General features: G+C 40.4%; 24 protein-coding genes. 16 read left to right on the forward strand and 8 right to left on the reverse strand.

Annotated elements, in window-relative coordinates:
* Positions 1–29: 29 nt before the first annotated feature.
* Complete coding sequence (locus TPSD3_RS09930; RefSeq protein WP_245391558.1) at positions 30–2282, forward strand: CHASE2 domain-containing protein; 2253 nt, start codon at positions 30–32, stop codon at positions 2280–2282.
* Between the two features lie 108 nt (positions 2283–2390).
* Here TPSD3_RS09930 and TPSD3_RS09935 read toward each other — a convergent pair whose 3' ends face one another.
* A complete protein-coding gene (locus tag TPSD3_RS09935; RefSeq protein ID WP_086486662.1) occupies positions 2391–3422 on the reverse strand; it encodes an IS630 family transposase in 1032 nt (343 codons plus the stop codon).
* 276 nt (positions 3423–3698) lie between these two features.
* On the opposite strand from TPSD3_RS09935, the gene TPSD3_RS09940 reads away from it, so the two are divergent.
* The 8 genes from TPSD3_RS09940 (at position 3699) to TPSD3_RS09975 (ending at position 9202) form a co-directional block, all read left to right on the forward strand.
* Positions 3699–4892, forward strand: a complete 1194-nt coding sequence (locus tag TPSD3_RS09940) for a hypothetical protein (protein WP_086488353.1) — start codon at positions 3699–3701, stop codon at positions 4890–4892.
* A 75-nt stretch (positions 4893–4967) separates the two neighbouring features.
* Complete coding sequence (locus tag TPSD3_RS09945) at positions 4968–5183, forward strand: hypothetical protein (protein ID WP_086488354.1); 216 nt, start codon at positions 4968–4970, stop codon at positions 5181–5183.
* 91 nt (positions 5184–5274) lie between these two features.
* Entirely contained in the window at positions 5275–5976 is a 702-nt protein-coding gene (locus TPSD3_RS09950; protein WP_086488355.1) for an AAA family ATPase, read from the forward strand.
* Positions 5977–5985: 9 nt separating this feature from the next.
* Entirely contained in the window at positions 5986–7017 is a 1032-nt protein-coding gene (locus TPSD3_RS09955) for an IS630 family transposase (protein ID WP_086486662.1), read from the forward strand.
* An 83-nt stretch (positions 7018–7100) separates the two neighbouring features.
* Positions 7101–7541: an AAA family ATPase gene (locus tag TPSD3_RS09960; RefSeq protein ID WP_176329821.1), complete on the forward strand. Its 441-nt coding sequence runs from the start codon at positions 7101–7103 to the stop codon at positions 7539–7541.
* A gap of 2 nt (positions 7542–7543) precedes the next feature.
* The gene (locus TPSD3_RS09965; RefSeq protein WP_086488357.1) at positions 7544–7999 is read left to right on the forward strand and encodes a hypothetical protein; all 456 of its coding nucleotides are present in this window, start codon (positions 7544–7546) and stop codon (positions 7997–7999) included.
* Between the two features lie 722 nt (positions 8000–8721).
* On the forward strand, positions 8722–8964 hold the full coding sequence (locus tag TPSD3_RS09970) for a hypothetical protein (RefSeq protein ID WP_086488358.1): 243 nt from the start codon (positions 8722–8724) through the stop codon (positions 8962–8964).
* Complete coding sequence (locus tag TPSD3_RS09975; RefSeq protein ID WP_086488359.1) at positions 8948–9202, forward strand: Txe/YoeB family addiction module toxin; 255 nt, start codon at positions 8948–8950, stop codon at positions 9200–9202. The genes TPSD3_RS09970 and TPSD3_RS09975 overlap by 17 nt, the downstream gene beginning before the upstream one ends.
* Positions 9203–9328: 126 nt before the next feature.
* Here TPSD3_RS09975 and TPSD3_RS09980 read toward each other — a convergent pair whose 3' ends face one another.
* On the reverse strand, positions 9329–11458 hold the full coding sequence (locus TPSD3_RS09980) for an ATP-binding protein (protein WP_140048533.1): 2130 nt from the start codon (positions 11456–11458) through the stop codon (positions 9329–9331).
* 330 nt (positions 11459–11788) lie between these two features.
* Between TPSD3_RS09980 and hisG the strand changes: the two genes are divergently transcribed.
* Both hisG and glgA read left to right on the forward strand, forming a co-directional pair.
* Positions 11789–12415 carry an ATP phosphoribosyltransferase gene (hisG, locus tag TPSD3_RS09985; protein WP_086488361.1) on the forward strand — a complete coding sequence of 209 codons (627 nt, stop codon included), beginning with the start codon at positions 11789–11791 and terminating at the stop codon, positions 12413–12415.
* Positions 12416–12481: 66 nt separating this feature from the next.
* Positions 12482–13975 carry a glycogen synthase GlgA gene (gene glgA, locus TPSD3_RS09990; protein WP_086488362.1) on the forward strand — a complete coding sequence of 498 codons (1494 nt, stop codon included), beginning with the start codon at positions 12482–12484 and terminating at the stop codon, positions 13973–13975.
* Here the strand turns inward: glgA and TPSD3_RS09995 are convergent.
* Both TPSD3_RS09995 and bioD read right to left on the reverse strand, forming a co-directional pair.
* Positions 13964–14935 carry a thioredoxin family protein gene (locus tag TPSD3_RS09995; protein WP_086488363.1) on the reverse strand — a complete coding sequence of 324 codons (972 nt, stop codon included), beginning with the start codon at positions 14933–14935 and terminating at the stop codon, positions 13964–13966. The two genes, glgA and TPSD3_RS09995, sit on opposite strands and share 12 nt — an antisense overlap.
* Positions 14932–15624 (reverse strand): dethiobiotin synthase, encoded by a 693-nt coding sequence (bioD, locus tag TPSD3_RS10000; RefSeq protein ID WP_086488364.1) that lies wholly within the window; start codon positions 15622–15624, stop codon positions 14932–14934. The genes TPSD3_RS09995 and bioD overlap by 4 nt, the downstream gene beginning before the upstream one ends.
* 134 nt (positions 15625–15758) lie before the next feature.
* Here bioD and TPSD3_RS10005 point away from each other — a divergent pair, with 134 nt between their 5' ends.
* From TPSD3_RS10005 to aroE, 5 genes are all read left to right on the forward strand, one after another.
* Positions 15759–16685, forward strand: a complete 927-nt coding sequence (locus TPSD3_RS10005) for an ABC transporter ATP-binding protein (protein ID WP_086488365.1) — start codon at positions 15759–15761, stop codon at positions 16683–16685.
* Entirely contained in the window at positions 16675–17457 is a 783-nt protein-coding gene (locus TPSD3_RS10010; protein ID WP_217884436.1) for an ABC transporter permease, read from the forward strand. The genes TPSD3_RS10005 and TPSD3_RS10010 overlap by 11 nt, the downstream gene beginning before the upstream one ends.
* Positions 17458–17555: 98 nt before the next feature.
* On the forward strand, positions 17556–19685 hold the full coding sequence (locus TPSD3_RS10015; protein WP_176329822.1) for a TonB-dependent receptor plug domain-containing protein: 2130 nt from the start codon (positions 17556–17558) through the stop codon (positions 19683–19685).
* A 65-nt stretch (positions 19686–19750) separates the two neighbouring features.
* The gene (locus TPSD3_RS10020) at positions 19751–20512 is read left to right on the forward strand and encodes a pentapeptide repeat-containing protein (protein ID WP_086488368.1); all 762 of its coding nucleotides are present in this window, start codon (positions 19751–19753) and stop codon (positions 20510–20512) included.
* Positions 20513–20532: 20 nt separating this feature from the next.
* A complete protein-coding gene (gene aroE, locus TPSD3_RS10025) occupies positions 20533–21477 on the forward strand; it encodes a shikimate dehydrogenase (RefSeq protein ID WP_176329823.1) in 945 nt (314 codons plus the stop codon).
* On the opposite strand, the gene TPSD3_RS10030 is transcribed toward aroE, so the two are convergent.
* From TPSD3_RS10030 to TPSD3_RS10045, 4 genes are all read right to left on the reverse strand, one after another.
* Positions 21474–22736 (reverse strand): glycosyltransferase family 4 protein, encoded by a 1263-nt coding sequence (locus TPSD3_RS10030; protein ID WP_217884419.1) that lies wholly within the window; start codon positions 22734–22736, stop codon positions 21474–21476. The two genes, aroE and TPSD3_RS10030, sit on opposite strands and share 4 nt — an antisense overlap.
* Entirely contained in the window at positions 22715–24040 is a 1326-nt protein-coding gene (locus TPSD3_RS10035; RefSeq protein WP_217884420.1) for a glycosyltransferase family 4 protein, read from the reverse strand. The genes TPSD3_RS10030 and TPSD3_RS10035 overlap by 22 nt, the downstream gene beginning before the upstream one ends.
* A 110-nt stretch (positions 24041–24150) precedes the next feature.
* Positions 24151–24555: a type II toxin-antitoxin system VapC family toxin gene (locus TPSD3_RS10040; RefSeq protein WP_086488370.1), complete on the reverse strand. Its 405-nt coding sequence runs from the start codon at positions 24553–24555 to the stop codon at positions 24151–24153.
* Positions 24546–24776 carry a hypothetical protein gene (locus tag TPSD3_RS10045; protein WP_086488371.1) on the reverse strand — a complete coding sequence of 77 codons (231 nt, stop codon included), beginning with the start codon at positions 24774–24776 and terminating at the stop codon, positions 24546–24548. The genes TPSD3_RS10040 and TPSD3_RS10045 overlap by 10 nt, the downstream gene beginning before the upstream one ends.
* Positions 24777–24925: the final 149 nt, after the last annotated feature.

Below are 24925 nucleotides of genomic sequence, written 5' to 3' on the forward strand. Positions count from 1 at the left end.
GTCAATTTCTACTGATAGGAGAATGATTAATGTCTGTTTTATGGTTACAATTGCGTCGTTATTTGATGCGTTGGTTTTTGGGCAGTAGTATTATTGTTTTTTTTATGTTGCATGTCATGTCGCCGCCATCGTCTTTATTTTCATGGCAATTTATTCATAATTTGGAACGGGATTTATATGATTTACGGTTAAATGTGGCGGCTGCTTCTGTTGTGGATGATCGCGTTATTATTGTGGATATTGATGAGAAAAGTTTAGCAGAAATTGGACGTTGGCCGTGGAATCGACAAATTTTATCTCAATTGGTGGATCGTTTATTTATTGATTATGAAATTGATTTGTTAGGATTAGATATTGCTTTTCCAGAAGCAGATAATAGTTCTGGTTGGTCGCAATTGGAGGTATTAGCCAATACTTTATTGAAAGATCAAGATGGTTTTTTAGCGCAATTACCAGAGATTAAAAAGCAATTAGATTATGATCAACAATTCGCAGATAGTTTGCATCATCGGCGAGTGGTATTAGGGTTTTCTTTTGCCACTTTAGAATCGCGTATGGAAAATGTGCAAGCAGGCTTATTGCCTGAACCTTTATTAACTGCGGAGGAAGTGCGTTTATTACCGTTAAAATATGAATCGGCTAATGGTTATATTGCGAATTTGCCGTTATTGCAAGCCAATGCGTTGGGCGCGGGACATTTTAATGTCAGTCCTGATGTGGATGGCGTGGTGCGGCGCGTTCCCATGTTGCAAGCCTATCAAGGTGATTTATATGAATCATTAAGTTTGGCGATGGCACGAGTTATTTTAGGAGAACCCACAATTGAATTGGGTTTAGAAAAAGGATCGGGCGGTTATCATCGTTTAGAATTCTTACAATTGGGTGCAAGAAAAATTCCTGTCGATGCTTATTTGCGGACATTAATTCCTTTTCGTGGCCCACAAGGCAGTTTTCCTTATCTTTCTGCCAGTGATGTGTTAAAACAACGGGTATCTGATCCCCAATTATTAAAAGATAAAATCGTGTTATTAGGCACGACCGCACAAGGTTTATTGGATTTGAGAACCACGCCTGTGGCCACGGTTTATCCTGGGGTGGAAATTCATGCGAATTTGTTAGCGGGTATTTTAGATCATCAATTGATGGATCAACCCGCTTATATTGTGGGAATGGAATGGATTATTTTGGTGTTATCGGGTGTGTTATTGTTATTTTTATTGTCTTTGCTTTCACCATTGTGGGCAACGGTAAATACGGTTTTATTGGTAACAGGTATTGTGTGGTTTAATGTAATGGTCTGGGAACAGCTTAATTTAGTCTTGCCTTTGGCGGCCACTTTATTAATGATCCTTAGTTTATTTTTATTTTCTATGTCCTATGGTTATTTTATTGAATCCAGTCATAAACGGGCAATGGCGCATTTATTTGGGCAGTATGTTCCACCTGAATTGGTCGATGAAATGAGCCGCGATCCCAGTTCTTTTAATATGCGCGGAGAAAATCGGGATATGACGGTGTTATTTTCTGATGTGCGCGGATTTACGACCATTTCGGAAGGATTAGAGCCACAAGAATTGTCTGAATTAATGAATGAATTTTTAACGCCAATGACGCGCATTATTCATGAACAACGCGGCACAATTGATAAATATATGGGTGATGCCATTATGGCATTTTGGGGCGCACCATTAAGAGATGAAAAACATGCGCGTCATGCTTTAGATGCGGCAATGGGAATGGTGCAAACTTTAGAAGCAATGCAACCGCAATTTAAAGCCCGCGGCTGGCCAGAAATTAAAGTGGGTGTGGGTTTAAATTCGGGTCCAATGAATGTGGGCAATATGGGTTCACAATTTCGGATTGCTTATACGGTGATGGGTGATGCGGTTAATCTTGGATCGCGTTTAGAAGGCTTAACCAAGCAATATGGCGTGCAGATTATTGCCAGTGAAACCACGGTCGCGGCGGTGCCTGAATATGCGTTTAGAGAATTGGATCGGGTGCGGGTTAAAGGTAAAGATTTACCTGTGGTGATTTATGAGCCATTAGGCGCACGGGATCATTTAACGGAGTCTGTTATTTCCGAGTTAGTTTTATATGAAACCGCATTAACGCATTATCGAGAACAGCATTGGGAATTAGCACGGCAATTACTGTTACAATTACGCGAACAATCTCCAGAGCGTTTATTGTATAGTATTTATTTAGAACGTATTGATTATTTCAGTCATAATCCCCCCGGTGAGGATTGGGATGGGGTTTATACGTTTACGACTAAGTAGGTGGCTGAGTGTTACATGACGGAATGGTTGCGTAACACTTAGTATTGGGAATCAGCACTATACCAAAATTATGTGAGATATAAAAACAAATTAAGTTTTAATATCTACCTAGATATTAGGTATAAGATACTGTTTAATTTTATTAAACTTAAACACTTTACCTGACAAAAAGGTCTCAAACATACTAGTGACTTCTTTAAAGCTTGATAGGCGATGAAAATTCTTTCTGACCCAATTCTTACCTTGAAGCCAAATATCCTCGACTGGATTTTGCTCTGGGGCATTAGGTGCAAATCTTAATAAACGAACTTTCCATTCTGATTCTGGAAGTCCCCCATTTAATTTCTCTAAATAAGTTCTTAAACCTTCAGAACGATGATAACTTGCACCATCCCAAATAATCACATGACGGGCTTCTTTATATCTGTAAATGAGCCAGTTAATAAAGTCTATCGTATATTTTGTATCAGCTTTCTTTGCCCTATCTAAAATAAATTCTCCCGTATAAATATTCACCGCTCCATACCACGTTTGAGAAGTGCGATAATTACTCATCTTTATTGACGTTCTTTCTCCTTTTTTCGACCAAACATAACCACAAATATCTCCCCACAACTGATGGCTTTCGTCTTGCATCCAGTACATTACCTCTCCACTTTCTATCTGTTCACGCTCCTTATCTATTAAATCCTTAATCTCTTTTTTTTTAGCTTCCACTTTTACCTCATCTTTTGCCGAATTCTCTTTGTGTGTCTTCTTATAACTTAAATTCGCTTCTTCTAATAATTTAGTATAAGAAGTATTTGAAGAATAGAAAACATCATACTCCTCTTTTAAGTATCTCTTTAGTTCCTCTATTGTTATTGTCTTCTTTTCTTGTATCCAATTAATCACATCTTCTCGTTCACGCGGCTTTAAATACCCTGGTGAGCCTTTATACGCTAACTTTAATCCTTCAACCCCTGACGCTAAATAAATGGCTTTCCATTTATCCACAAATTGCACACTGACACAACACGCTAAAGCCGCTTCCGCACGCACAAAACCAAGCAAAGACATTCTTACTGCCATCGCTCGCTTCACTTCTCTCGCTTCACCTGTTGACATTAATTCTTCTAAATCTTCATATCTTTTGTTCATTATTCTCTCCTATTTGAAAAGTATTATTATACGACTCTGAAAAAATTGGTATATATTCTTTAATTTGCTCATTAAAAAATTTTAATTGAGGTAAAAATTAATGATTAATTATCCCTATTAAATCTCTTGTAAGAATAAATTTTTCTGCCTATACTTAAAATATAACGTATTTCTTTAAATCAGATTTTCCTGTTTTCTAAACCGCAATCCATCTACCAATGGATTAGCCAACGCAAGAGCTGGTTCTTGCTGTATTTATCAAACTGGGGAATGATCATGAAAATTTACAGGTTAAAGGAACATCAAAATGTATTGATAAGCGTTGTTATGATTCTAGGTTTGATGGTGTTGTTGCTGCCACGCGAACTCAAGGCAGATATGGAATCGCTCCTGTCTCAGGCGCAGGAGCATTTAAACCACGCTGCGACAGAACGCCGAGATTTAAGCGGCCGTTCGTGGAGTCATGTTTTTACGGTCACGGCTGCGTTTAATGAGGGCAACACCTGTGACACAACGCCGCGTCCTCCGCTACCTTCAAGATCAGCCACGTTAGGAACAGCAGGTTTGGTGAAAATAACCCACTATGCCACGCCGGGCAAGCAAGGCGATTACCATGTCAGAGGACAGTGGGATTACTGGCGAGACCCTTTCTATTATTTTGGGAATTGTTCAGGCTGCATGAGAAAATGGTATGTCACACTTCCCGACCCCAATCCCACCCAGTCTGAAAGATTATCCATGATCATCTATGAGATCGGTGAAGAACAAGCGCAATATCCACTTGAACTTCAAATTAAACAGACCGCTGACCTGATCATGGGCGCATCTTGTGGGCCATTGCTGGCTGGAATCAATGTGGTTTCTGTCGAATTTTCTCCACACAATCCGCAAGCCACTCAAAGCGGTCAATGTACGGCTTGTACCTCAGAAACAGAACAGAAATTAGTTCACAACTGGAATACCTCTAGTTGTGGTTTGACCAATACGGTACGATTTAATTTAGAAAAACCCTCAATAGTCAATACCATAGGCGTTTGGTATAACACCAGAGAAGGCGGGGCTTCGCTCAGTTACCAATTGTCGGGGCCAGTTTCTATGCAGGGAACAACCCAAAATGAAGGCTGCGATCCCTATCAAAGTCAATGGTGTGAAGGCGTATTCGATGTGCGTCGTTCATTCCCCGCAGGTGATTACGTATTAACCACAACGGCATCTGCGATATGTCAGAATTCAGGATCAGCAGGGAATGGATTTATTACCGTGAAAGGTTGTCATGGGGCTTGTCCGGAGGGAATACTCGGTGCAGAAGATTGCAAAGCCAAATACAATCCCGTGTTATCACGAGTTATTATACCTTGTCTTGATGTTCCCGATGGTTCTGGCAATGTCGGCACTTATTATCTGGAAATGCAACAACAACCCGGGACTTTGAGTTTTGAGTTAGACCTTGCTAGTATTCGTTTCCGTTAAGATTTTTAGCCAACGAGGGATCGCGCCCATAAGACACGCTTACAATTGGATATAGGATATTTTGTTTGTAGGGACTTGTGGGCGTGGCGCGTTATCTCGTTCCCACAAGTTTGTGGGAATGCCGTTCCGACGTGCCACGTCATTATTCAAGATACTGAAGAAACACAAGATGAAACGGAGTTTTTGTTACGCCATTCTGATAATCGAGCGAAATTATTAACCGGACTCAATAGTCAAGATTGGGTTGAAGTCGATCTGGCAACGATAGAAAAAAATGCAAATTCTCTTTGAAGTCAAGGCGTTTGAAGAATATAATGATTGGGTGCGCATGGATAAGATGGTCAAAGTAAACAAAAATTTTTAACCTCTAAGGAATAATCATATGTTAATTAAAAAATTACACGTTGAAAAATTTTTAAGTCTTAAAGATATTACTGTAAGCTTTAAGCGTTTGACCATTATTGTGGGTGCAAATGCGAGCGGTAAAACTAATGTTTTAAGTGCCTTAGAATTATTAAATAAGTTAATGTTAAGTGAGGGGTTGCCTTCAGAAGAATACATAAACAGACAGCTTTGGGCGGGATGTAATAATTCAGAAAAACATTTACAATTTGAAATTGAAGCAGAAATTGAAGGTAATAAGATGGAATATATATTATCTTTGCAAGCTGCTAATAAAAGAATATATCTTGAACAGTTTTTCATAGAAGATCAAAAAATAATTGATATAAAAGAAAACAGTGGTATTGTTTTTGATGAAAAAGGGGGTAATAAAACCAGTTATAGTGATGAGAAAATGGCTTTAAGATCGGCTGGTTCCTATGGCGAAAAACCTATTACTAGAAAATTTTCTGAATTTCTTAAAGACTTTAAATTTTATAATTTTATGCCTGAGATAATTAGAAGTGACAGTATGGCTTCTATAATGGGTAAAAAAAGTCCTTTACCTTCTATTTTAGATGATGATGGTTCTGTTTTACGCGGAATTTTGCTTAATTGGCATGAAAACTACAAAGGTAAATTTGAATCCGTAAGTGAGCTATACCAATTTTTTCAGAGTCGTATAATAATACTTTTCAAATAGGAGAGAATAATGAACAAAAGATATGAAGATTTAGAAGAGTTAATGTCAACAGGTGAGGCGAGAGAAGTGAAGCGAGCGATGGCAGTAAGAATGTCTTTGCTTGGTTTTGTGCGTGCGGAAGCGGCTTTAGCGTGTTGTGTCAGTGTGCAATTTGTGGATAAATGGAAAGCCATTTATTTAGCGTCAGGGGTTGAAGGATTAAAGTTAGCGTATAAAGGCTCACCAGGGTATTTAAAGCCGCGTGAACGAGAAGATGTGATTAATTGGATACAAGAAAAGAAGACAATAACAATAGAGGAACTAAAGAGATACTTAAAAGAGGAGTATGATGTTTTCTATTCTTCAAATACTTCTTATACTAAATTATTAGAAGAAGCGAATTTAAGTTATAAGAAGACACACAAAGAGAATTCGGCAAAAGATGAGGTAAAAGTAGAAGCTAAAAAAAAAGAGATTAAGGATTTAATAGATAAGGAGCGTGAACAGATAGAAAGTGGAGAGGTAATGTACTGGATGCAAGACGAAAGCCATCAGTTGTGGGGAGATATTTGTGGTTATGTTTGGTCGAAAAAAGGAGAAAGAACGTCAATAAAGATGAGTAATTATCGCACTTCTCAAACGTGGTATGGAGCGGTGAATATTTATACGGGAGAATTTATTTTAGATAGGGCAAAGAAAGCTGATACAAAATATACGATAGACTTTATTAACTGGCTCATTTACAGATATAAAGAAGCCCGTCATGTGATTATTTGGGATGGTGCAAGTTATCATCGTTCTGAAGGTTTAAGAACTTATTTAGAGAAATTAAATGGGGGACTTCCAGAATCAGAATGGAAAGTTCGTTTATTAAGATTTGCGCCCAATGCCCCAGAGCAAAATCCAGTCGAGGATATTTGGCTTCAAGGTAAGAATTGGGTCAGAAAGAATTTTCACCGTCTATCAAGCTTTAAAGAAGTCACTAGTATGTTTGAGACCTTTTTGTCAGGTAAAGTGTTTAAGTTTAATAAAATTAAACAGTATCTTATACCTAATATCTAGGTAGATATTAAAACTTAATTTGTTTTTATATCTCACATAATTTTGGTATATTAGAAAGTGTGTTGCATTGTAAGCTTGAACGTTTGCCAAGTAATGAAGAGGTTGGGTTACAAGAGGGTTATGAAAAACTAATTCCACTAAAAAGAGCTTCTGACGGTACTTTAAGACTACTGGCTTATTATACCTTATTAAACCAAGATGAATTACCTAAGTTAGTTGCTATTGAAGAACCAGAGCGTAATTTACATCCCGCTGCATTAGAGGGAGTTGCAAATTTATTACAAAAACTCTCCCGACGCACCCAAGTTGTTATTACTACCCATAGCTCACAGTTACTAGATGCGCTTACCCTTAATGCTGAAGACTTAGATCAAGATATTGAAGTTGTTTTATTACAAAATAAAAAAGGAGAAGGGACAACTGTGCTTGATTTGAATCAAGCAAGAGAAAAACAACCCGCTTTTCAAGGTTGGATAGAAGATTTTGGTATTGGCAGCGCAATATTTGACAGCAAGTTGATTTAATTATGAACAATAGTGTGCCACACATTACCTTATGGGCATTAGAATCTGATTATGATGCCAAGACTATAAAAGTTTTTGCTGAAAAGATTTTAGCAATTGAAAACAAACTGGCTGAAATTCAACCGTTAGGTAAACCACAACGTGCTGTCATTAAACAAGGTGCTGAAGGCTTAAAAAAAGCGGTTAAAAATTATCTAATGCAGAGCCAATGTGTTATTTTTATTATTGATCGAGATGGGCCGATGTCTCAAGCTGAAAGACGAAAACAAGACAACTCGCTCATTAATCAAGTTAAAGAAGTTTTACAAGTAGAAGATTTTGCTAATAGAGTCTATCTATACCAAAAAGATAGGGTTCGTAGAATCCTTATTTTGTCAGAATCAAAATTTGCAGACACAAGAATTTTCAAAATTTATTCTTACAAGTCGTTTATTTTAAACAGATTTTTTATTCTTTAATTCTGAAAATCCTAAAATTCTGTAAATTCTGATTCTGACAGAAAAATTTTATGAATGACTTAATTTTGGTATAGTTGAAATAATTAATGAAATAGAAGCATGGCTATTAGTCGATTGTGTCGGTATTTTTTGCTATTTTGCTCAATCCAGATTACCAAAAGAGTGTAAAGCAGATATTTTCTCAGAAGTTTGTAGGAAGATATTACTTGAAAATAATAAATCACTAATCGGAAAATTTAGTTGTGGCGACACGACTAACATTGAAGAGGCTCAATCAGGCGGTAATGGGCCAAAAGAATATTTAACAAGATTTTCTGAAGAAATTTATAAGGCACTGCATAAAGGCGATAGACCTGATAAAGAAGCAAAATACCGAGAAAATAAAACTCCTGAACTAGCAGAATTTATAAAACTTGATAAGGCTGCAATTAATAAAAATTCTTCATTAGAAGACTTTAGAAAACATTTATTACAATGTTCTAAATGTTAAAAGTTTTATTTATGTATTGGATAATGTTAAAACATCTAGGCAGCTAATAAATTTAGTAGAAATGTGGATAATCCAGATTATTTTTGTTTCGGTACTTATATCAAAGTTGATAATGGAAATTACACGCGATTCATTCAATGGCAAAGGCGCGTTTTTTGCGCTACCATACCAAAGCAAAACCTTGGCAAGCGTAGCCCATCGGTTGCATTAGCACTTAAAGGGGAATTTCTCAATGAAAGCTATTTACCATTTAAAACCCAGTGAATTAACATACGACTTTGTAGATAAATTAAAACAACTGCATGGAAATTTAACCATCAACATTATTATTCAAGATACTGAAGAAACACAAGATGAAACGGAGTTTTTGTTACGCCATTCTGATAATCGAGCGAAATTATTAACCGGACTCAATAGTCAAGATTGGGTTGAAGTCGATCTGGCAACGATAGAAAAAAATGCAAATTCTCTTTGAAGTCAAGGCGTTTGAAGAATATCATGATTGGGCGCGCATTGATAAGAAAGTTTTTCAGCGTATATCAAAGCTGATAATAGAAATTACACGTGATCCGTTCAACGGCATTGGAAAACCCGAACCGTTAAAGCATGAATTAAGCGGTTGCTGGTCACGGCGCATTGATGACGTGCATCGTTTAGTGTATGTCGTTGAAGAAGACGTGTTGCGCATTATTTCATGTAAGAATCATTATTGATACGAACAAAAAAAAAAGGGCGTTTGGGGAGTTCTTTTACAGCCGCTCTAGCAGTATGGCTTTCGAGATACCACCGCCGCTGGAGCAACTAGATATACGGGATCATGGGAGCGAGAAAAAACACGGTTATAAAAGATTACACACGTCCTTATAAAGCTCTATGAGATGCTCAATAGTTAGGTCAATAATCGGCTCATACATAAACGAGTTAAGGTGTATGTTCGAACTGACTGTGATACTGATCTTTTCTAGTGTGGGAATAGCGGGTGCTAATGGGTCTGAGGATGAAAATTCTTTCATTAGACGGCCAAACTGATTTGTATCGTCGCACCAGTAACTTGTATCGTTCTTAATTCTTCTTAGCTCTTTGATTAAGAAAATTTCTGCTTTCATACGTATCGACATAGATAGAAGAACTTTGTCTTCCAACTTCAATCCATCACGTACGGGGTCATTGCAGATTTCATTCGACTTAGTAAAAAGCAAATCCGTTAATCGAGTGGAATTCTCTGTTTCGTAATGTGTACTAAAAAGGCGATTATAAACCCCCATATAGTCTCCGACAGTAATCTGCTCTGTATTTCTTTTCCAATGCAGCAAGCTTGTAAGTAATAGATAATCCCCATCTTCATCACCCTTAATGTATTCAATTAAATTGCGAGTAAATGGAATAGTGGCACAAAGAACAGTATCATCAGTATTTACTTTGTTTTTCCATACATTAATAAAGTAATTTTTTACTCCTTCCGCTTTTGTAAGGGTAATTGATGTGATACTACGGTTAGCCATAAGACATCTATCTCGATGAACAAAGCTGTTCGCTAGCGTCCGAAAAAAATCAAAATTATGAGTGAGAATAATCTGGTGGAAATTTGGGATATTTGTAATGTCTTTCAAATACTGGACTATTGCATGTTTGTTTTTATAGTCAAATGAATCGGCAATATCATCAATGATAAATAGTGTCTCCTGATTTGCTAACTTTCGCGCTTCCACTTCAAAAATAAAGTTGAGAAGGTAGAGAGATCGTTTTTCACCTTGGCTTAAAGTGCTTAACGTGTTAGTTTCAGACCGTGAGCATTCAACCGTATCAGAGCCATCTGTGAAAATAAATTTAAGTTTAGCTGGTTCTTTGCCTAATCCCGCTTGAGCTTGATTTGCTATAGCGAGTTGAAAGGGCATATCTACAAAACGATTATTGAAACGCTCTATTGCTTTAACCCAACGAGGAGTAGCTTGTGCGGCATCTGTTTCAATCTGTTTAATTTCGTGTTTACTTTCATAATATAGCTCCATGTAAGCTTTTGAATCAGCCTTATATTTAAGATAGACTCCCCAAAGATTTCTACGAAACTGAGCTTGATTATTCGGTTCTAGGTTACGCAGAAGATTTTCAATTCTGCCTGCTGAACGAGTTACAATAAGATCGATTAATGCTTGAGTCTGAGCATTTTTAGCAAGATTATCCCGAAGTTTTTTGAGTTTTGGGTTAGTGTCTATTTTTTCATAATAGATAGCTTTGAGTCTCTGTTGTAATGTTCTAGGAGGTGTGTCTGCTTTTGCAAGATTAAATACTCCCTTTTGGCAAAGAGTTCCACCCTGATTCAAAAACCTTTGATAGTGTTCAATAATTTGATAGTGTTCAATAAACTCCCGTACTTTTGGTATAAATTCTGGGCTTTGAAGAACTTCTATGGTTTCAGGGTTAAATATTGTTGCGTATTGTATTTTTGCGTATTGGTAAAAGCCAAAGTCATCGAAATCAGAAGTTGCTTTGATTTTCTCAATGCAAGTCGGAAAATCTGTCTCTTTCCAATCGGTTAGAATGGTTTTTTCAACATCATCTTTTCTGATGCCTGATGCTTTTTGAAGTGAAGTAATAAGTTGCTTTTTCAGTTTATCAAGCTCAAAATGAAGAGCATCATATCTAGCCTTATTTTCAGGATTGACCAGAATATTTGAAATAGCAGGACTGTCCGAGTTAATATCAATTTCCGACTTAAGAACATAAATCATCTCTTTTTGTATAGCTTTATTGTCAGATTTAACAACACAGCTTGATGGTCGGTTATAGCGTTCTTCTTTCGGTGAATCTCCTTTAGAAATTGCTTCAAAAGTCTTTGAAAAAGAAGTCTTCATCAATCCATTAGGTGCGTAAACAGCATAGGCTTTAACCTTAGAAGAGGTAAAGTCGAATTCTTTATCTAAAGATTGAATTCCGTAGCAGTTCTTGAGATTGACTTTAAGTTTGTCCATAACGCTTCCAATTTTATTTGGTTTGGTTGTATTTAGTAGGTAGGATATAAGCTGTTTTAAACCCAAAACACTTACTCCATCACTGGTTTTGGTTTAATTGCTCGCGCCACTTCTGGTATCTAACATACAACATTATCCGTATCTCAGTCAATATGGCACTTCTCAGTGGCGAGACTGTAAAATAACCTCGTTTTTTCAGTCTGAAGTGCGGGCGTAAGAAACGGGCTTTATCTCCCCCGTTTGCCTAAACCCCAAAACTTGTGTAACCTAAAGCCCATTATTCATCAAGTTGACCAAGCCTGCGTCACGTATTAATCCATTGAGGTTGCCATGTTAAGAATAGCCTTGTCTAAAGGCCGAATTTTCCAAGAAACCCTGCCCTTACTCGCTGCCGCTGACATTTTCCCCCAAGACGACCCCGACACGTCACGCAAATTAATCTTGGACACCAATCACCCCGACATCCAATTGGTGATCATTCGCGCCACCGATGTTCCCACCTATGTCGAACAAGGCGCGGCACATTTGGGCGTTGCAGGTAAAGATGTCTTAATGGAACACGGCGGCGATGGCTTATATGAACCCTTAGATTTACGTATTGCGCGTTGTCGTCTCATGGTGGCGGGAAAAGTAGGACATGAACCCCCGCACCGCCGCTTACGTATCGCCACAAAATACGTCAACAGCACCCAACGCTTTTACGCGGATCGGGCGCAACAAGTCGAAATTATCAAGTTATATGGCTCAATGGAATTAGCTCCTTTGGTGGGATTGGCGGATCGCATTGTTGATGTCGTGGACACAGGAAATACTTTACGCGCCAATGGCTTAGAACCGTTGGAAACCATCGCCGACATCAGTTCTCGTCTCATCGTCAATAAAGCCGCCATGAAAATAAAGCATCAAGCGATTCATCGCGTAATCACGCGAATGCAAGCCGCCATCGCTTCTCAGTGAAGCACGCCGCGGTTTGAACCCGTCTATGCGCTGAATTTTTATCTTAAATAACAAGAGGTTACTAAAATGTCTGCCCAGCCTGCGATACGTGTCTTATTCGCCAGTTCTGAAGTATTCCCTTTGATTAAGACTGGGGGATTGGCCGATGTCAGCTACGCCTTGCCCAAAGCACTGCACGCGCTGGGGCTTGATGTGCGGGTGTTACTGCCCGCTTATTCCAGCGTCAAGGCACAATTGTCTTGGGTAAAGACAGACATTAAAATTCCTCTTTTTTCCTTTTTACATCAAGCACCTGCCACCATTTTAGAAGCGCGTTTACCTGATTCTGATGTGCCGCTTTACTTGTTGGACTGCCCAATGTTATACCAACGCGAAGGCGGGCCGTATCAAGATGGCATGGGTAACGATTGGGCGGATAATGCCTTGCGTTTTGGTTTATTGTCGAAAGCGGCCGCGCTGTTTGGTGAGCATCAGTTTGATTTTAAACCTGATATTATCCATTGTAACGATTGGCAAACGGGACTAACGCCCGCTTATTTGCATTATTCACCGCGCAGTCAGGCGAAAACACTGATCAGTTTACATAATGTGGCTTATCAAGGTGTATTCGGTTCAGAAGTAATGGGCTTGTTAGAATTGCCGCCGGCCAGTTTTGGCATGTACGGTTTAGAATACTATGGCTTGGTTTCTTTCTTAAAAGCAGGGATTTATTATTCTAATTGGATTACTACAGTCAGTCCCACGTACGCGTTGGAAATTCAAACGCCCACTTTTGGTTATGGTTTGGCGGGTTTGTTGGCAGGGAGAAAACAACAGCTCACGGGGATTTTAAATGGCATTGATGATCATTGGAATCCGCATACTGACCCTTATTTAGCCCAAAATTACGACTTTAGCGATCAGTTAAAACAAGACAAATTCGCTAATAAAAAAGCCTTGTGTGATCGGGTGGGATTAAGTGCAGAAATTAACACGCCATTAATTGGCTTAATTGGTCGCTTAACCTATCAGAAAGGTATTGATTTAATATTGCCCGTATTAGACCAAATTTTAGCCGAAAAAGTCCAAGTGGTTTTATTAGGCAGCGGGGATAAAGGCATGGAGCAGCAGTTACAGGCTTTAGCCAGCCGTTATCCTCAGCAATTAAGGGTGACATTAGGTTATGACGAATCGTTGGCGCATCAGATTGAAGCGGGTGCGGATTTATTTTTAATGCCGTCGCGTTTTGAGCCGTGCGGTCTGAATCAGTTATACAGTATGCGCTATGGTACGCTGCCGATTGTGAGACATACGGGTGGTTTAGCCGATACGGTCACCGATGTCACACCGTGCCATTTGGATGCAGGCAGCGCAAACGGTTTTGTTTTTGCCGAAGAAACGCCTGAAGCTTTATTACAAACGGTGCGACGCGCATTAGTCTTATACCGCTGTCCTGAATTGTGGCACACTTTGCAACGTCACGGAATGCAACGCGATTTAACATGGACAGGGCGAGCCGCTGAATATCTCTCGCTTTATCAACAAGTAAAAGGTGACGATTTTAGCGGGTCATCCATTTGAATAATGTTGAGCGTGCCAACGTTGAAATTGGGGCGTGTGTTGATACGCCCCTGTTAAAATATAATCTAAGACTCGCGCTAAACGATAACTGCCAATCACCGCATCGATGCGTATGATTTCTTTTCCTTTTTTGTCAAAAAACACCAGTGTGGGCGCGAAGAAAATCTTTAATTGTGCTGCCCATTGTTGAGCGGTCATCATGTCGCCTTGTGGCGTAATCAGTGGTGTATCTGCACGGTGATCGAGTTGAATCACTTCCATTTGCTGCAAACGCGCCAACACGGCAGCATCTTGCAAGGGATGCGTATGCAGTACATCACAGGCATGACAAGAGCCTTCCTCAAAAAATACAACTAAAAAATGCTCACTGGCTTGATGGCGGCGATCTAATAAATAGGGCGGTTTGGCAAAAATAGCATGAGGATTTAATTCATTTAAATCGAAGACTAAAGGCGGATTGGCTTGTTCTAAATAATCCCGAAAAGATAAGCGGTGATAATGCGCCCCCACCACATAATCTAACGCCGCTCGAAATTGATAAGGCGGATAATATCCCCGCAAACGAAACACCTCTTTTCCCGTTAAATCGTAAAATAATAATGTTGGGGTAAATAAGGTTTTTTCTCGATTAGAAAAATCATGTTCACTGAGCGTTTTTCCTGCAAAATCAGTGACGGTTAAACTGCCCCAAATATCGATTGCCACGACGGAAAAATAATGAGCCGTGTAATGGGCTAAATTTTCATGTTCTTTCCAATTCACTTCTAATAAATATTCGCAATAAACACAATTATCTTGTCCAAAATAAAGAATTAATCCGATTTTTCCTTGCTGTTTTGCCAGTTTTACATCTTCAGCTAAGTCTAAAAAGCTGGACGAAAACCACGCGGGGGTGGATAAATGACGGCGTTTTGGCGTGTCATCGATGATAACACTTTGTGGCTCATTTTCAGTGTTCATAGAGTATCCATTCTTTCATGAGAAAGCGGCGGGAAATCAGGATGAATAGATAAATGTTGGGCTTGATAATTTAAAGTTGCCCATAGGGGAGCATTTAAACGTTGTTGTAAAGTCATTAAAACCGCAGCATCATGCGCTTGAGGTGGCGATAAATAATTGGCTATCCAACCTTGTAATAAACAACCATCTTTTGCAATCACTTCAGCCGTTAATAGGGCGTGATTAATGCAGCCTAATCGCATGCCGACCACGAGGATAACAGGAATCGTTAATGAACGTACTAAATCGGCTAATGTTTCTTTATCATTTAAGGGAACGCGCCATCCGCCAACGCCTTCTATTAAGACAATATTCGCATTGGTTTTGATTTGTTGATAATGCGCGGTGAGAGTGGCTACATCAAGCGATTTTTTTACTAATTGTGCGGCTAAATGGGGTGCAATGGGTTCTGGCAATGTAATGGGATTTACCTCGTGATAACTCAAGGGTTCGGTCATGGCGTGTTGCAAAGCGATGGCATCTGCATTACGCCAGCCTTCTGGAGACCATTCACATCCAGAGGCAATGGGTTTCATGGCCGCAGTACGGTGTCTTAACTGTTTGAAATGATGTAATAAAGCCACGGTACACGTGGTTTTACCAATTTCAGTGTCTGTGCCAGTGATAAAGTAGGTATGACGGTGAGGCATAAGCGAGTATTAAAATCATTGAGGTGGAAAGAATAGGCGTAAAATAAGGCAACAATCCCCGTTTGAATAGAGCAACTGCGGGTAAGCATGTTAATATTGACGGATTATATTTTTAATTCAGGTGATAAAAAACCATGTCGGCTTTGACAATAACTGATTTATGGAAAACGTATAAAAATGGTTTTACCGCGTTAAAAGGCATTGATTTGACGGTAAAACAGGGGGATTTTTTCGCCTTATTGGGTCCTAATGGGGCGGGAAAATCCACCACAATTGGTATTATAAGTGGTTTGGTTCGTAAAACAAAAGGGGAAGTCAGTATTTTCGATCACACCATCGATTCTGCCCCAGAATGGGCGCGGGCTAAAGTGGGTTTGGTGCCGCAAGAGTTTAATTTTAATCAATTTGAACCTGTCTTAAAAGTGGTGATGAATCAAGCGGGTTATTATGGCGTTCCACGCCGTTTGGCACGCGAACGCGCTACTTTTTACTTGAAAACATTGGGATTGTGGGACAAAAGAGATCAGGAAACCCGATCTTTGTCGGGCGGTATGAAGCGACGACTGATGGTGGCGCGGGCTTTGGCGCATGAGCCTGATTTGTTGATTTTGGATGAACCCACTGCGGGCGTGGATATTGAGTTACGTCGTTCGATGTGGGCTTTTCTAAAAAACTTAAATGCACAAGGCAAAACCATTATTCTTACCACGCATTATTTAGAAGAAGCGGAAAGTTTATGTCCTTATGTGGCTATTATTGATCGCGGTGTGATTGTGGAAAATACCACGATGAAACAATTATTATCTCAACTTCATTTAGAATCTTTTGTGTTAGATTTACGCACCGCTTTACCACCGCATTTTACGCTGCCTGAAGTCTTTAATTGGCGGTCTGTTGATGAACATACCTTAGTGGTCGAATTAGACAAATCGTTAAGTTTAAATAGGCTGTTTACTCATTTATCGGCGCAACATGTTGAAGTGGTCAGTATGCGCAATCAAGCCAATCGTTTGGAAGAATTATTTCTGCGTAAAATTGAGAAAAATGATGATGTCGGATAATTTAAATCGGATTTATTGGGTGGCTTTTATCACCATTTTGCGGCGAGAAACTTATCGCATTTTTTGGATTTGGCCACAAACTTTAGTGCCACCTGTCGTGACAATGTCTTTATATTTTGTTATTTTTGGACAATTGATAGGTCAGCGCATTGGGGAAATTAATGGCGTTCCTTACATTACTTATCTGGTGCCGGGTTTGGTGATGATGTCAGTGATCACAAATGCTTATGGTAATGTGGTGTCTTCGTTTTTTAGTGCGCGTTTTCAACGGCAAATTGAGGAAGTTTTAGTGGCACCAGTTCCCAGCCAAGTGTTATTACTGGCTTATGTGATGGGGGGGGTGATGCGGGGGTTATTGGTGGGGAGTATTGTCATGGGGGTGGCTCGGTTTTTTACGCCCGTGCCTGTGCATCATATTGCAGTGGTGATGGGGATTTTTATTTTAACGGCTTCGTTATTTTCTTTGGCGGGATTTATTAATGCAATTTTTGCTAAAAACTTTGATGATATTTCGATTGTTCCCACCTTTATTTTAACGCCGTTGACTTATTTGGGTGGGGTGTTTTATTCGATTGAATTATTGCCCGAATTTTGGCAATGGATGTCTTTATTTAATCCTATTCTTTATATGGTCAATGGCTTTCGTTACGGTATTCTTGGCGCTTCAGATATTGCTGTAGAATGGGCATTTTTATTGGTTATTTTGTTTAATATTTTGGGTTATTATTACGCCATATATTTGTTAGAAAAAGGAATGGGTTTACGCTCTTAATTATTGCTAAATAATCACTTTCTCTGCATTAAAATTTAGGTAAAATAATGAATTTTTTAACCGCTTCTTTTTCTATCTGTTTATGTAACAGGAGACCCGTGTTTTCGTGCTTGACAAGCGTATTTTTTATTTTGTTGGGCGTGTTGGCTTCTTGGGTTTGTTATGCCGTGGATAACGTCTATGAAGAAAAAAGCAACGAATATCAAGAACAAGCACGAGTCAGGGCATTAATGGCTTTGCCTTTGGCCGATTTGTTGGAAGTGCAGTTGATTGGTTTGGCTTCTGGGTTTCAACAACCGACTTTTTCCGCGCCTGCTTCTACGACGGTTATTACAGATCGGGACATTGAAGCCATTGGAGCGCGCAGTTTACAAGATATTTTGGAAACGGTGCCAGGGTTGCATTTGAGTTTGTCAGAGCCTCATTTTTCGCCAAAATATAATGTGCGGGGTGTGGTTTCAGATCGAAATTATGAAATTTTGATAATGGTTGATGGTGTCCCAGTGAGAAATGTGGTGAATGGAGGACGAGGATTGTGGCAACCGCCGCCTGTGCAATCGATTAGCCGTATTGAAGTGATGCGCACACCTGGTTCTGCTTTGTATGGTGCGGATGCGCTTTCTGGGGTGGTGAATATTATTACCAAGACATTTAACGAAGTCGCAGGGACTGAAGTGGGATTGCGAGCGGGTCGTTTTAATACGTATAACCCTTGGTTGTTGTACGGTGGGCGTTTTAATGGTTTTCAAGTGGCGTTTAGTATGGATTACATGAAAACTGACGGGCATGAAGAAACGATTCATGATGACTTACAAACGCTGTTGGATCAGGCAACGGGAACATCAGCCAGTGAAGCTCCCAGTCGGGCTTATTTGCAAGCAGAGCATCTTAATCTTCACGCCAATGTGATTAAAGATGAGTGGCGGTTGGATGTGCGCCATGTGTCCAGTCGCAATTTGGGCGCGGGCTTGGGGATGGCCACGATTATCAGCCCTGAAGAACATTTTAACGTTAAAGATACCCAAATTAATTTGACTTACCATCGCTCAGAATGGAAACCGAATTGGGATATTTTGGCACAGGCAGGTTATCGTCATTTTGTAGAAGATTTAAATAGTGTGTACAGCGCACGCCCTGAAACAGTACGCGGCGGCCAATGGCTTCCCTATGGTGCGCCCAACGAGATAGGTTCTTATCAACATCAGGCGCATTTTAATCTCAGTGCGATTTATCGTGGCTTTGAACAGCATACAATGCGCTTGGGGTTGGGTTATGCTTACTTGGATTTGTATGATACGCCGTGGCAGTTTTTGTTAGACAAAACAGTCCCTGTCATGGTGGATGTGCGCCGCTTGGGAATGACATTAATTCCTGAAAATATTCGACAAAATCGTTATCTTTTTGCGCAAGATACGTGGCGTTTTCATCCAGAATGGGAATTGACTTTGGGGGTGCGTCATGATTGGTATTCTGATTTTGAGGGGGAAACCAATCCACGTCTGGGCTTGGTGTGGGAAATGAACCCGTCTTTGACTGCTAAAATATTATACGGCACATCTTTTCGTGCGCCTTCTTTTATTGAAATGTATGCGGGAGAAAATCAGGCGATTGTCGGTAATCCTAATTTGAAAGCCGAAAAAAGCAAAACATGGGAAATCGGTTTTGATTATCGAATGACTTCAGATATGAATACCACATTGACTTTATTTGATTATCGGGTAAAAGATAAAATTCAACAACAATTAATCCCCAATCCAAACGCGGGCGTGACGCGAATTTTTTCTTATAATAATATTGAGACGCTACAGGGAAATGGTTTGGAATGGGAAGGGCGTTGGCGTATGAATTCACGAATGAGTGTTGCTGCGAATTATGCTTATGCTCGTGTGGAAAATGATCAAGGAGAAGCAGGCAATTATCCGCATCATCAAGTGTATTTGCGCTATGATTGGTTATTGGGAAAGAATTGGTTTTTAAACAGTTCATTGAATTGGATATTAGACCGAGATCGGCCAGTGAGCAGTATGCAGCCTCCTTTAGCGGATTATGCCACGCTTAATTTTTCCTTGCGTTATGCAGAATGGGCAGACACTTATTCATGGCATTTTGTGGCGGGATTGCGTAATGCACTTGATGAAGAACGCCGCGAACCCGGTGATGTGCGTTTATTCGGTGATTATCCCAAAGCAGGGCGCGAATGGTTTAGCGAAATTCGTTATCGCTTTTAGGTTGATGGAGGAAAAATCTTAGTTATTTTTGTGTTTTTTTCATTCTGTTATTTGAGTTTAGATTTATGCGTTTCTTTTATGATATTCGGGCTTTTTTTAGCCGCGTAAAAAGTTGGGACAGTATTGAGTCTGCTTTAGCGCAGAGTTTGCGTTTTAACACTCGTTTATATGAGGCAAAATTATTGTCTATTGAAGATAAGCAAAAATTGGAATTAATTAAAACCCTTAAATTAACCCGTGAATGTAAAAATGCAGATTTAACCAATGTAGATTTAACGGAACAGGATTTAAATCGAGTGAATTTGCAGGGTTGTAATTTGAATGGGGCTGATTTAAGCGAGAGTGATTTAAGTTATGCGTTTTTAGAAAATGCCACCTTGCAAGTAGCGACTTTATTTCGCACTTCTTTATTTCGAGCGCGATTGTGTGCGGTGGATTTAAATGGCGCGGATTTGCGAGAAGCGGATTTAAATAATGCCGATTTGCACACGGCACAATTAATTGCCGCAGATTTGCGTCAAGCGGATTTAAGCGAGGCGGATTTAAGCGAGGCCAATCTCAGCGAAGCCAATTTGCAAGGGGCGGATTTGCGTTGGGTGGATTTGTATAAAGCGGATTTGAGCGCGGCCGATTTGCGCGGGGTGGATTTAAGTGGCGCGGATTTAACGGGCGCGAATTTAAGTCATGCGAATTTGTCGCAAGCGATTTTATGCCGCACGGATTTAACAGATGTGTGTTTGGATTTTGCAAATGTGGAAGAAACTGTTTTTCAATCCGTCATTAATCCACCGCATCATAAAAATATAGTTAATCAGATTTTTTCTTAGTTTAAAAGAGTGGCTATTTCATGACTTTAATTCCAGATCGTTATGTGGTAATGGGCAACCCTATTGCGCACAGTAAATCACCACACATTCATACTTTATTTGCCCAGCAAACGCAACAAATTATGACGTATGAAGCGCATTGGGTGGCGGAAAGAGGGTTGTTTCAAGCCATTAAGCATTTTCAAGAAGAAGGTGGGCGCGGTTTAAATATCACTTTACCTTTTAAAACAGACGCATGGCAATTGGCACAACAACGCAGTTCTCGCGCAGAAAATGCAGGCGCAGTCAATACCTTATGGTTTGATTCGCAAGGGCAATGGGTGGGTGATAATACGGATGGTGTCGGTTTATTACGGGACATCACGGTCAATTATCAGCGCACGCTGGCCGATAAATCGCTACTCATTTTAGGTGCGGGAGGCGCGGTGCGCGGCGTATTAGGCATTTTATTAGCGCAACAATTAGGGCGTTGTGTTATTGCGAATCGCACTGTAGAAAAAGCCCAGTTATTAGCCGATTTATTTAAAAATTATGGCACCGTAGAAGCGATGCGTTATGAAGATTTAACAGGGCAGAAATTCGATTTAATTATTAATGGAACTTCAGCCAGTTTGCAAGGAGAATTGCCGCCATTACCGCCTCATTTATTTTCTGCGAACGGTTGGGCTTATGACATGATGTATGGTGCGCTTCCCACTGCTTTTATGCAATGGGCCTTGCAACAGGGCGCGGCGCGGGCTTTGGATGGTTTGGGCATGTTGGTGGAACAGGCTGCGGAGTCGTTTTATCTCTGGCGCGGAGTACGCCCTCAAACTGAACCGGTGATGATTCAATTGCGCCAAGAAATGCGCGCTAAAATAACCCAGCAAGCCCTTGAATTAGCTCCAGAATTCGGTGGCCCTGTGGGTTTAAATCCTGTTCGTTATGGCGATTGGGAGAAGGCGGGGCGATGTATTGATTTTTAATTCAATTCTACGTCATGTCCCAAACGTCGCGTAAAAATCTCACCTAAATAAGCCGTATTGGTCGCTAATTCATAGTGTTGCTTAACTTTTTCTCGTGCAGCAATGCCCATGTTTTGTGCCAATTCGGGATTGTGCATGAGGAATTTAATGGCATTGGCTAAAGCCACGCTGTCCGAAGGCGCGACCAGTAACCCTTGTCCTGCGCCGATTAATTCGGGAATGCCCGTGATATGCGTGGTGACGCAAGGAATCGCCATAGACATGGCCTCCATAAGTACGACGGGAACACCCTCTGCAAAACTGGCTAATACAAAGACATCCGCTTGACGGTAGTAATCTAAGATTTTATCTTGATTCACCGCCCCCGTAAAAAAAACAGATTCGGTTAATTGCTGCGCAGCAACGAGTTGTTTTAAGTCATCTTTATCAGGACCATCGCCCACAATATATAAACGAATCGATTCGCCCATTTGATGTAAATGGGACACGGCTTGAATTAAAATCGCCTGCCCTTTTACGGGAACTAATCGCCCCACACATAACGCCGTAAATACCGCATTTTTTTCTCTAGGATTAAAAGGAATAAAATGCGCTGAATGAACGCCTAATGGCGAAATTTCAAATTTATCCCAATGATCAGGTGAAGACACCGCCATTAATTGGCTGCGGGCAAATTGGCTAATGCAACAAATAAATGTGGCGTTTTTAATTTTTTCTGTTAATAAAAATTCATGCGTATTGTAAAACTCATCTGGCCCATGCACGGTGATCGAGTAATTAACAGGAAAAATTCGCGCCGCAATCAAGGCCACCGTCGCGGCCGCATTGGCAAAATGAACGTGTACATGCGTCAATTGCCGCTGTTGCATCCAATAACCTAACATGACCGCTTCGACAAAATAAAAAAAACCATAAGCAATTCGTTTTAAATCGGTTTTTCCCGTGCGCAATCCACACCACAGACCCCGAAAATAATGGCGCGGACGAGTACGCAATGTATGCCAATGCGCAGCCAATGCCCCACGTAATCCCGCAGGCTTAATGTATAAAGTTTGCGCCATTTCATCTTGTTCATCCGCGGTTAATTGTGCGGCGGAGCGGTCGGGTGCATTGACCGAAATCACTTGAATTTCAAAACCTTGCGCCCGCAAAAACTGCACTTCTCGCAAAATAAAAGTGTGCGAAATCGACGGATAACGACTGACCAGATAGGCCAAACGAACGGAAGAGGGAAAATTCATAATGATGATTTCTGCCATGATGAAATAAGTTGACCATAAAGTGTGATGCCTTGTTTTACTTTCGCCTCCCAACTGTACTCTTTTTCAACGCGCTCTCGTCCCACACGGCCGCGTTGCGCCCACGCTTCGGGATGTGCGACAATGTCTTTTAACGCCACTGCCAAATGGGTAATTACCGTTTCGGCGTTATCGGTCGGCAGCAATTGCCCGACATGATCATCGACCAATTCCGCAGGGCCACCTGCATTCAAGGCAATCACCGGCCGCGCACAAGCCATTGCTTCCAATAATACCCCGCCCCCCGATTCCCGCACCGAAGGCAAACATAAAACATGAGCTTGGTGCAAATACGCCACCATCTGTTCTGGAGTACAAATACCATGCCACGCGATTTTTTCTGCAATACCCAGTTGTGCGGCCATATCCATCCATGTGTCTTTTTGCGCCCCGACTCCGATAATATCCAGATGTAATGGCACGTGTGAGGCAATACGCGCCACCGCGTCTAACAACAAATTCACCGCTTTTAACGGAATCAATCGCCCAATGTAAACAATTCGCAACGGATAATCCCCACTCGGCGGCGGCGGATAAGGCGCAGGATGAAAACGGTGAATGTCCACCCCATTTTCTAACAGCGCAAAACAGCGTGTATGATATTTTTCTGGAATACCCGCCAAAGTCGCTCGTGTGGCCACTAAAATCGCTTGTGTATGCTCTAAAGTATTCCACCACCATTGCGGCAAACGCGCCACACTGCGCAAAGGATAAAGCCACGCCGAATCTTTACGCATAATTTCTGGGAATTGGCTGGGATTGGGGACGTTACCATTTAACGGCCCTAAAACTAAGGGCGCGTGTAAATGATACAAACGGGTGGCTAGTTTAGGGGTAACTGGAGTCACTACATGTAAAACATCCCATTGCTGCCCTTGCTGTTGCCGTTGACGCAGCAAACGCACCGCATAACTGTCATAAAGATACGCATCCATCGACGATAGCATAAACGTGGCATGTTCACTTTGGGGAAACAAGCGCGTTGCCAAACGATACAACGGGCCTGCAAACCATTCCGTATCAATATAAATAATTTCAGAATGACCCAACGGCGCACCCGCCGCAATCAGCGCAGGGCGATTGCGAATATGGGTGACTAAGGTCAAAGGAACTTGCACTGCCAAACGACTGTACCACTGCCAACCAATTTGTGAGACAGACTCACTGTTCGGTGCGCATTGATAAGCCGATAATAAAACCCGCACCGAGGAGTGCAAAGACAAAGCCCCATCGATTGGTAACAGGCGAACGCCGGGGATTTTCAATATCATTTCCTCAGCAAAATGATGTCATTCATAAAATAGGATTAAAGCCAAAGTAATGCTAAAGCTAACTATTCGCTATTACAACAATAAATTTAATACCGTTTTAGACTTCAAATGGGTTCTGTATCTGTTATTAATTCCAATTGTGCAATTCGATTAAAATGTCTCACATTACCTGTTGCCAGTTTCATTTGATGAGCTAAAGCAGTTGCAGCAATGAGCAAATCTTCTGTTTCAATTAACATACCGCGCTGTTTTAAATTTTGATAAATTAATGCGGCTTGTTCAGCACAATCAGTATTGAAACTCAACAGAATCATATTATTAAACATGGTTTTCCAATATACATCTTCATCGTTATTATCACCACGCAATAACTCATACACCGTAATGCTAGAAATTGCAAATTGGTAAGATTTTTTAGTTAAACGATATAAAAAAGTTTTGTCTTTATCTGCTTTTTTAGCGCGTTTATGAGCAATCAATACATTGCTATCAAGACAAATTATTTCCATTGGTTTAAATGCGATCTTTTTTCTTGAATGGTCTCAAATTCTTCATCTGACATTTCTGGACTATCCAGTAAAAACTGCTGAAAACTAGATAACTGATTAGGTTCATCTTCCAAAGGGACAATAATCAACTCGACACGTTTGGCAACGAAATCTTTGGGTAATTGAATATGGATAAAACCATTTTCAACGGTGGCATATTGTCTAACAGGTTGAATATTCATATTACTTTCCTTATTTTTAGTGAGGTCTGATTCTCGTTGAAATCATCTATTTGTGTTTGTAAAAGTGGTGGGAAAATGACGTGATTTATATAGCGATTCAGAATATGAACATTTCTATCTTCTCTTTTTACAGGAAAAAATAGGGATAA

Origin of the sequence: Thioflexithrix psekupsensis (genome assembly GCF_002149925.1) — a bacterium.
GTDB lineage: Bacteria > Pseudomonadota > Gammaproteobacteria > Beggiatoales > Beggiatoaceae > Thioflexithrix > Thioflexithrix psekupsensis.

What these genes read in the sequence shown, in the direction of transcription:
- TPSD3_RS09930 (WP_245391558.1), top strand. Translation starts at nt 30, where the DNA reads ATGTCTGTTTTATGGTTACAATTGCGTCGTTATTTGATGCGTTGGTTT.
- TPSD3_RS09935 (WP_086486662.1), bottom strand. Translation starts at nt 3,422, where the DNA reads ATGAACAAAAGATATGAAGATTTAGAAGAATTAATGTCAACAGGTGAA.
- TPSD3_RS09940 (WP_086488353.1), top strand. Translation starts at nt 3,699, where the DNA reads ATGAAAATTTACAGGTTAAAGGAACATCAAAATGTATTGATAAGCGTT.
- TPSD3_RS09950 (WP_086488355.1), top strand. Translation starts at nt 5,275, where the DNA reads ATGTTAATTAAAAAATTACACGTTGAAAAATTTTTAAGTCTTAAAGAT.
- TPSD3_RS09955 (WP_086486662.1), top strand. Translation starts at nt 5,986, where the DNA reads ATGAACAAAAGATATGAAGATTTAGAAGAGTTAATGTCAACAGGTGAG.
- TPSD3_RS09965 (WP_086488357.1), top strand. Translation starts at nt 7,544, where the DNA reads ATGAACAATAGTGTGCCACACATTACCTTATGGGCATTAGAATCTGAT.
- TPSD3_RS09970 (WP_086488358.1), top strand. Translation starts at nt 8,722, where the DNA reads ATGAAAGCTATTTACCATTTAAAACCCAGTGAATTAACATACGACTTT.
- TPSD3_RS09975 (WP_086488359.1), top strand. Translation starts at nt 8,948, where the DNA reads ATGCAAATTCTCTTTGAAGTCAAGGCGTTTGAAGAATATCATGATTGG.
- TPSD3_RS09980 (WP_140048533.1), bottom strand. Translation starts at nt 11,458, where the DNA reads ATGGACAAACTTAAAGTCAATCTCAAGAACTGCTACGGAATTCAATCT.
- hisG (WP_086488361.1), top strand. Translation starts at nt 11,789, where the DNA reads ATGTTAAGAATAGCCTTGTCTAAAGGCCGAATTTTCCAAGAAACCCTG.
- glgA (WP_086488362.1), top strand. Translation starts at nt 12,482, where the DNA reads ATGTCTGCCCAGCCTGCGATACGTGTCTTATTCGCCAGTTCTGAAGTA.
- TPSD3_RS09995 (WP_086488363.1), bottom strand. Translation starts at nt 14,935, where the DNA reads ATGAACACTGAAAATGAGCCACAAAGTGTTATCATCGATGACACGCCA.
- bioD (WP_086488364.1), bottom strand. Translation starts at nt 15,624, where the DNA reads ATGCCTCACCGTCATACCTACTTTATCACTGGCACAGACACTGAAATT.
- TPSD3_RS10005 (WP_086488365.1), top strand. Translation starts at nt 15,759, where the DNA reads ATGTCGGCTTTGACAATAACTGATTTATGGAAAACGTATAAAAATGGT.
- TPSD3_RS10010 (WP_217884436.1), top strand. Translation starts at nt 16,675, where the DNA reads ATGTCGGATAATTTAAATCGGATTTATTGGGTGGCTTTTATCACCATT.
- TPSD3_RS10020 (WP_086488368.1), top strand. Translation starts at nt 19,751, where the DNA reads ATGCGTTTCTTTTATGATATTCGGGCTTTTTTTAGCCGCGTAAAAAGT.
- aroE (WP_176329823.1), top strand. Translation starts at nt 20,533, where the DNA reads ATGACTTTAATTCCAGATCGTTATGTGGTAATGGGCAACCCTATTGCG.
- TPSD3_RS10030 (WP_217884419.1), bottom strand. Translation starts at nt 22,736, where the DNA reads ATGGCAGAAATCATCATTATGAATTTTCCCTCTTCCGTTCGTTTGGCC.
- TPSD3_RS10040 (WP_086488370.1), bottom strand. Translation starts at nt 24,555, where the DNA reads ATGGAAATAATTTGTCTTGATAGCAATGTATTGATTGCTCATAAACGC.
- TPSD3_RS10045 (WP_086488371.1), bottom strand. Translation starts at nt 24,776, where the DNA reads ATGAATATTCAACCTGTTAGACAATATGCCACCGTTGAAAATGGTTTT.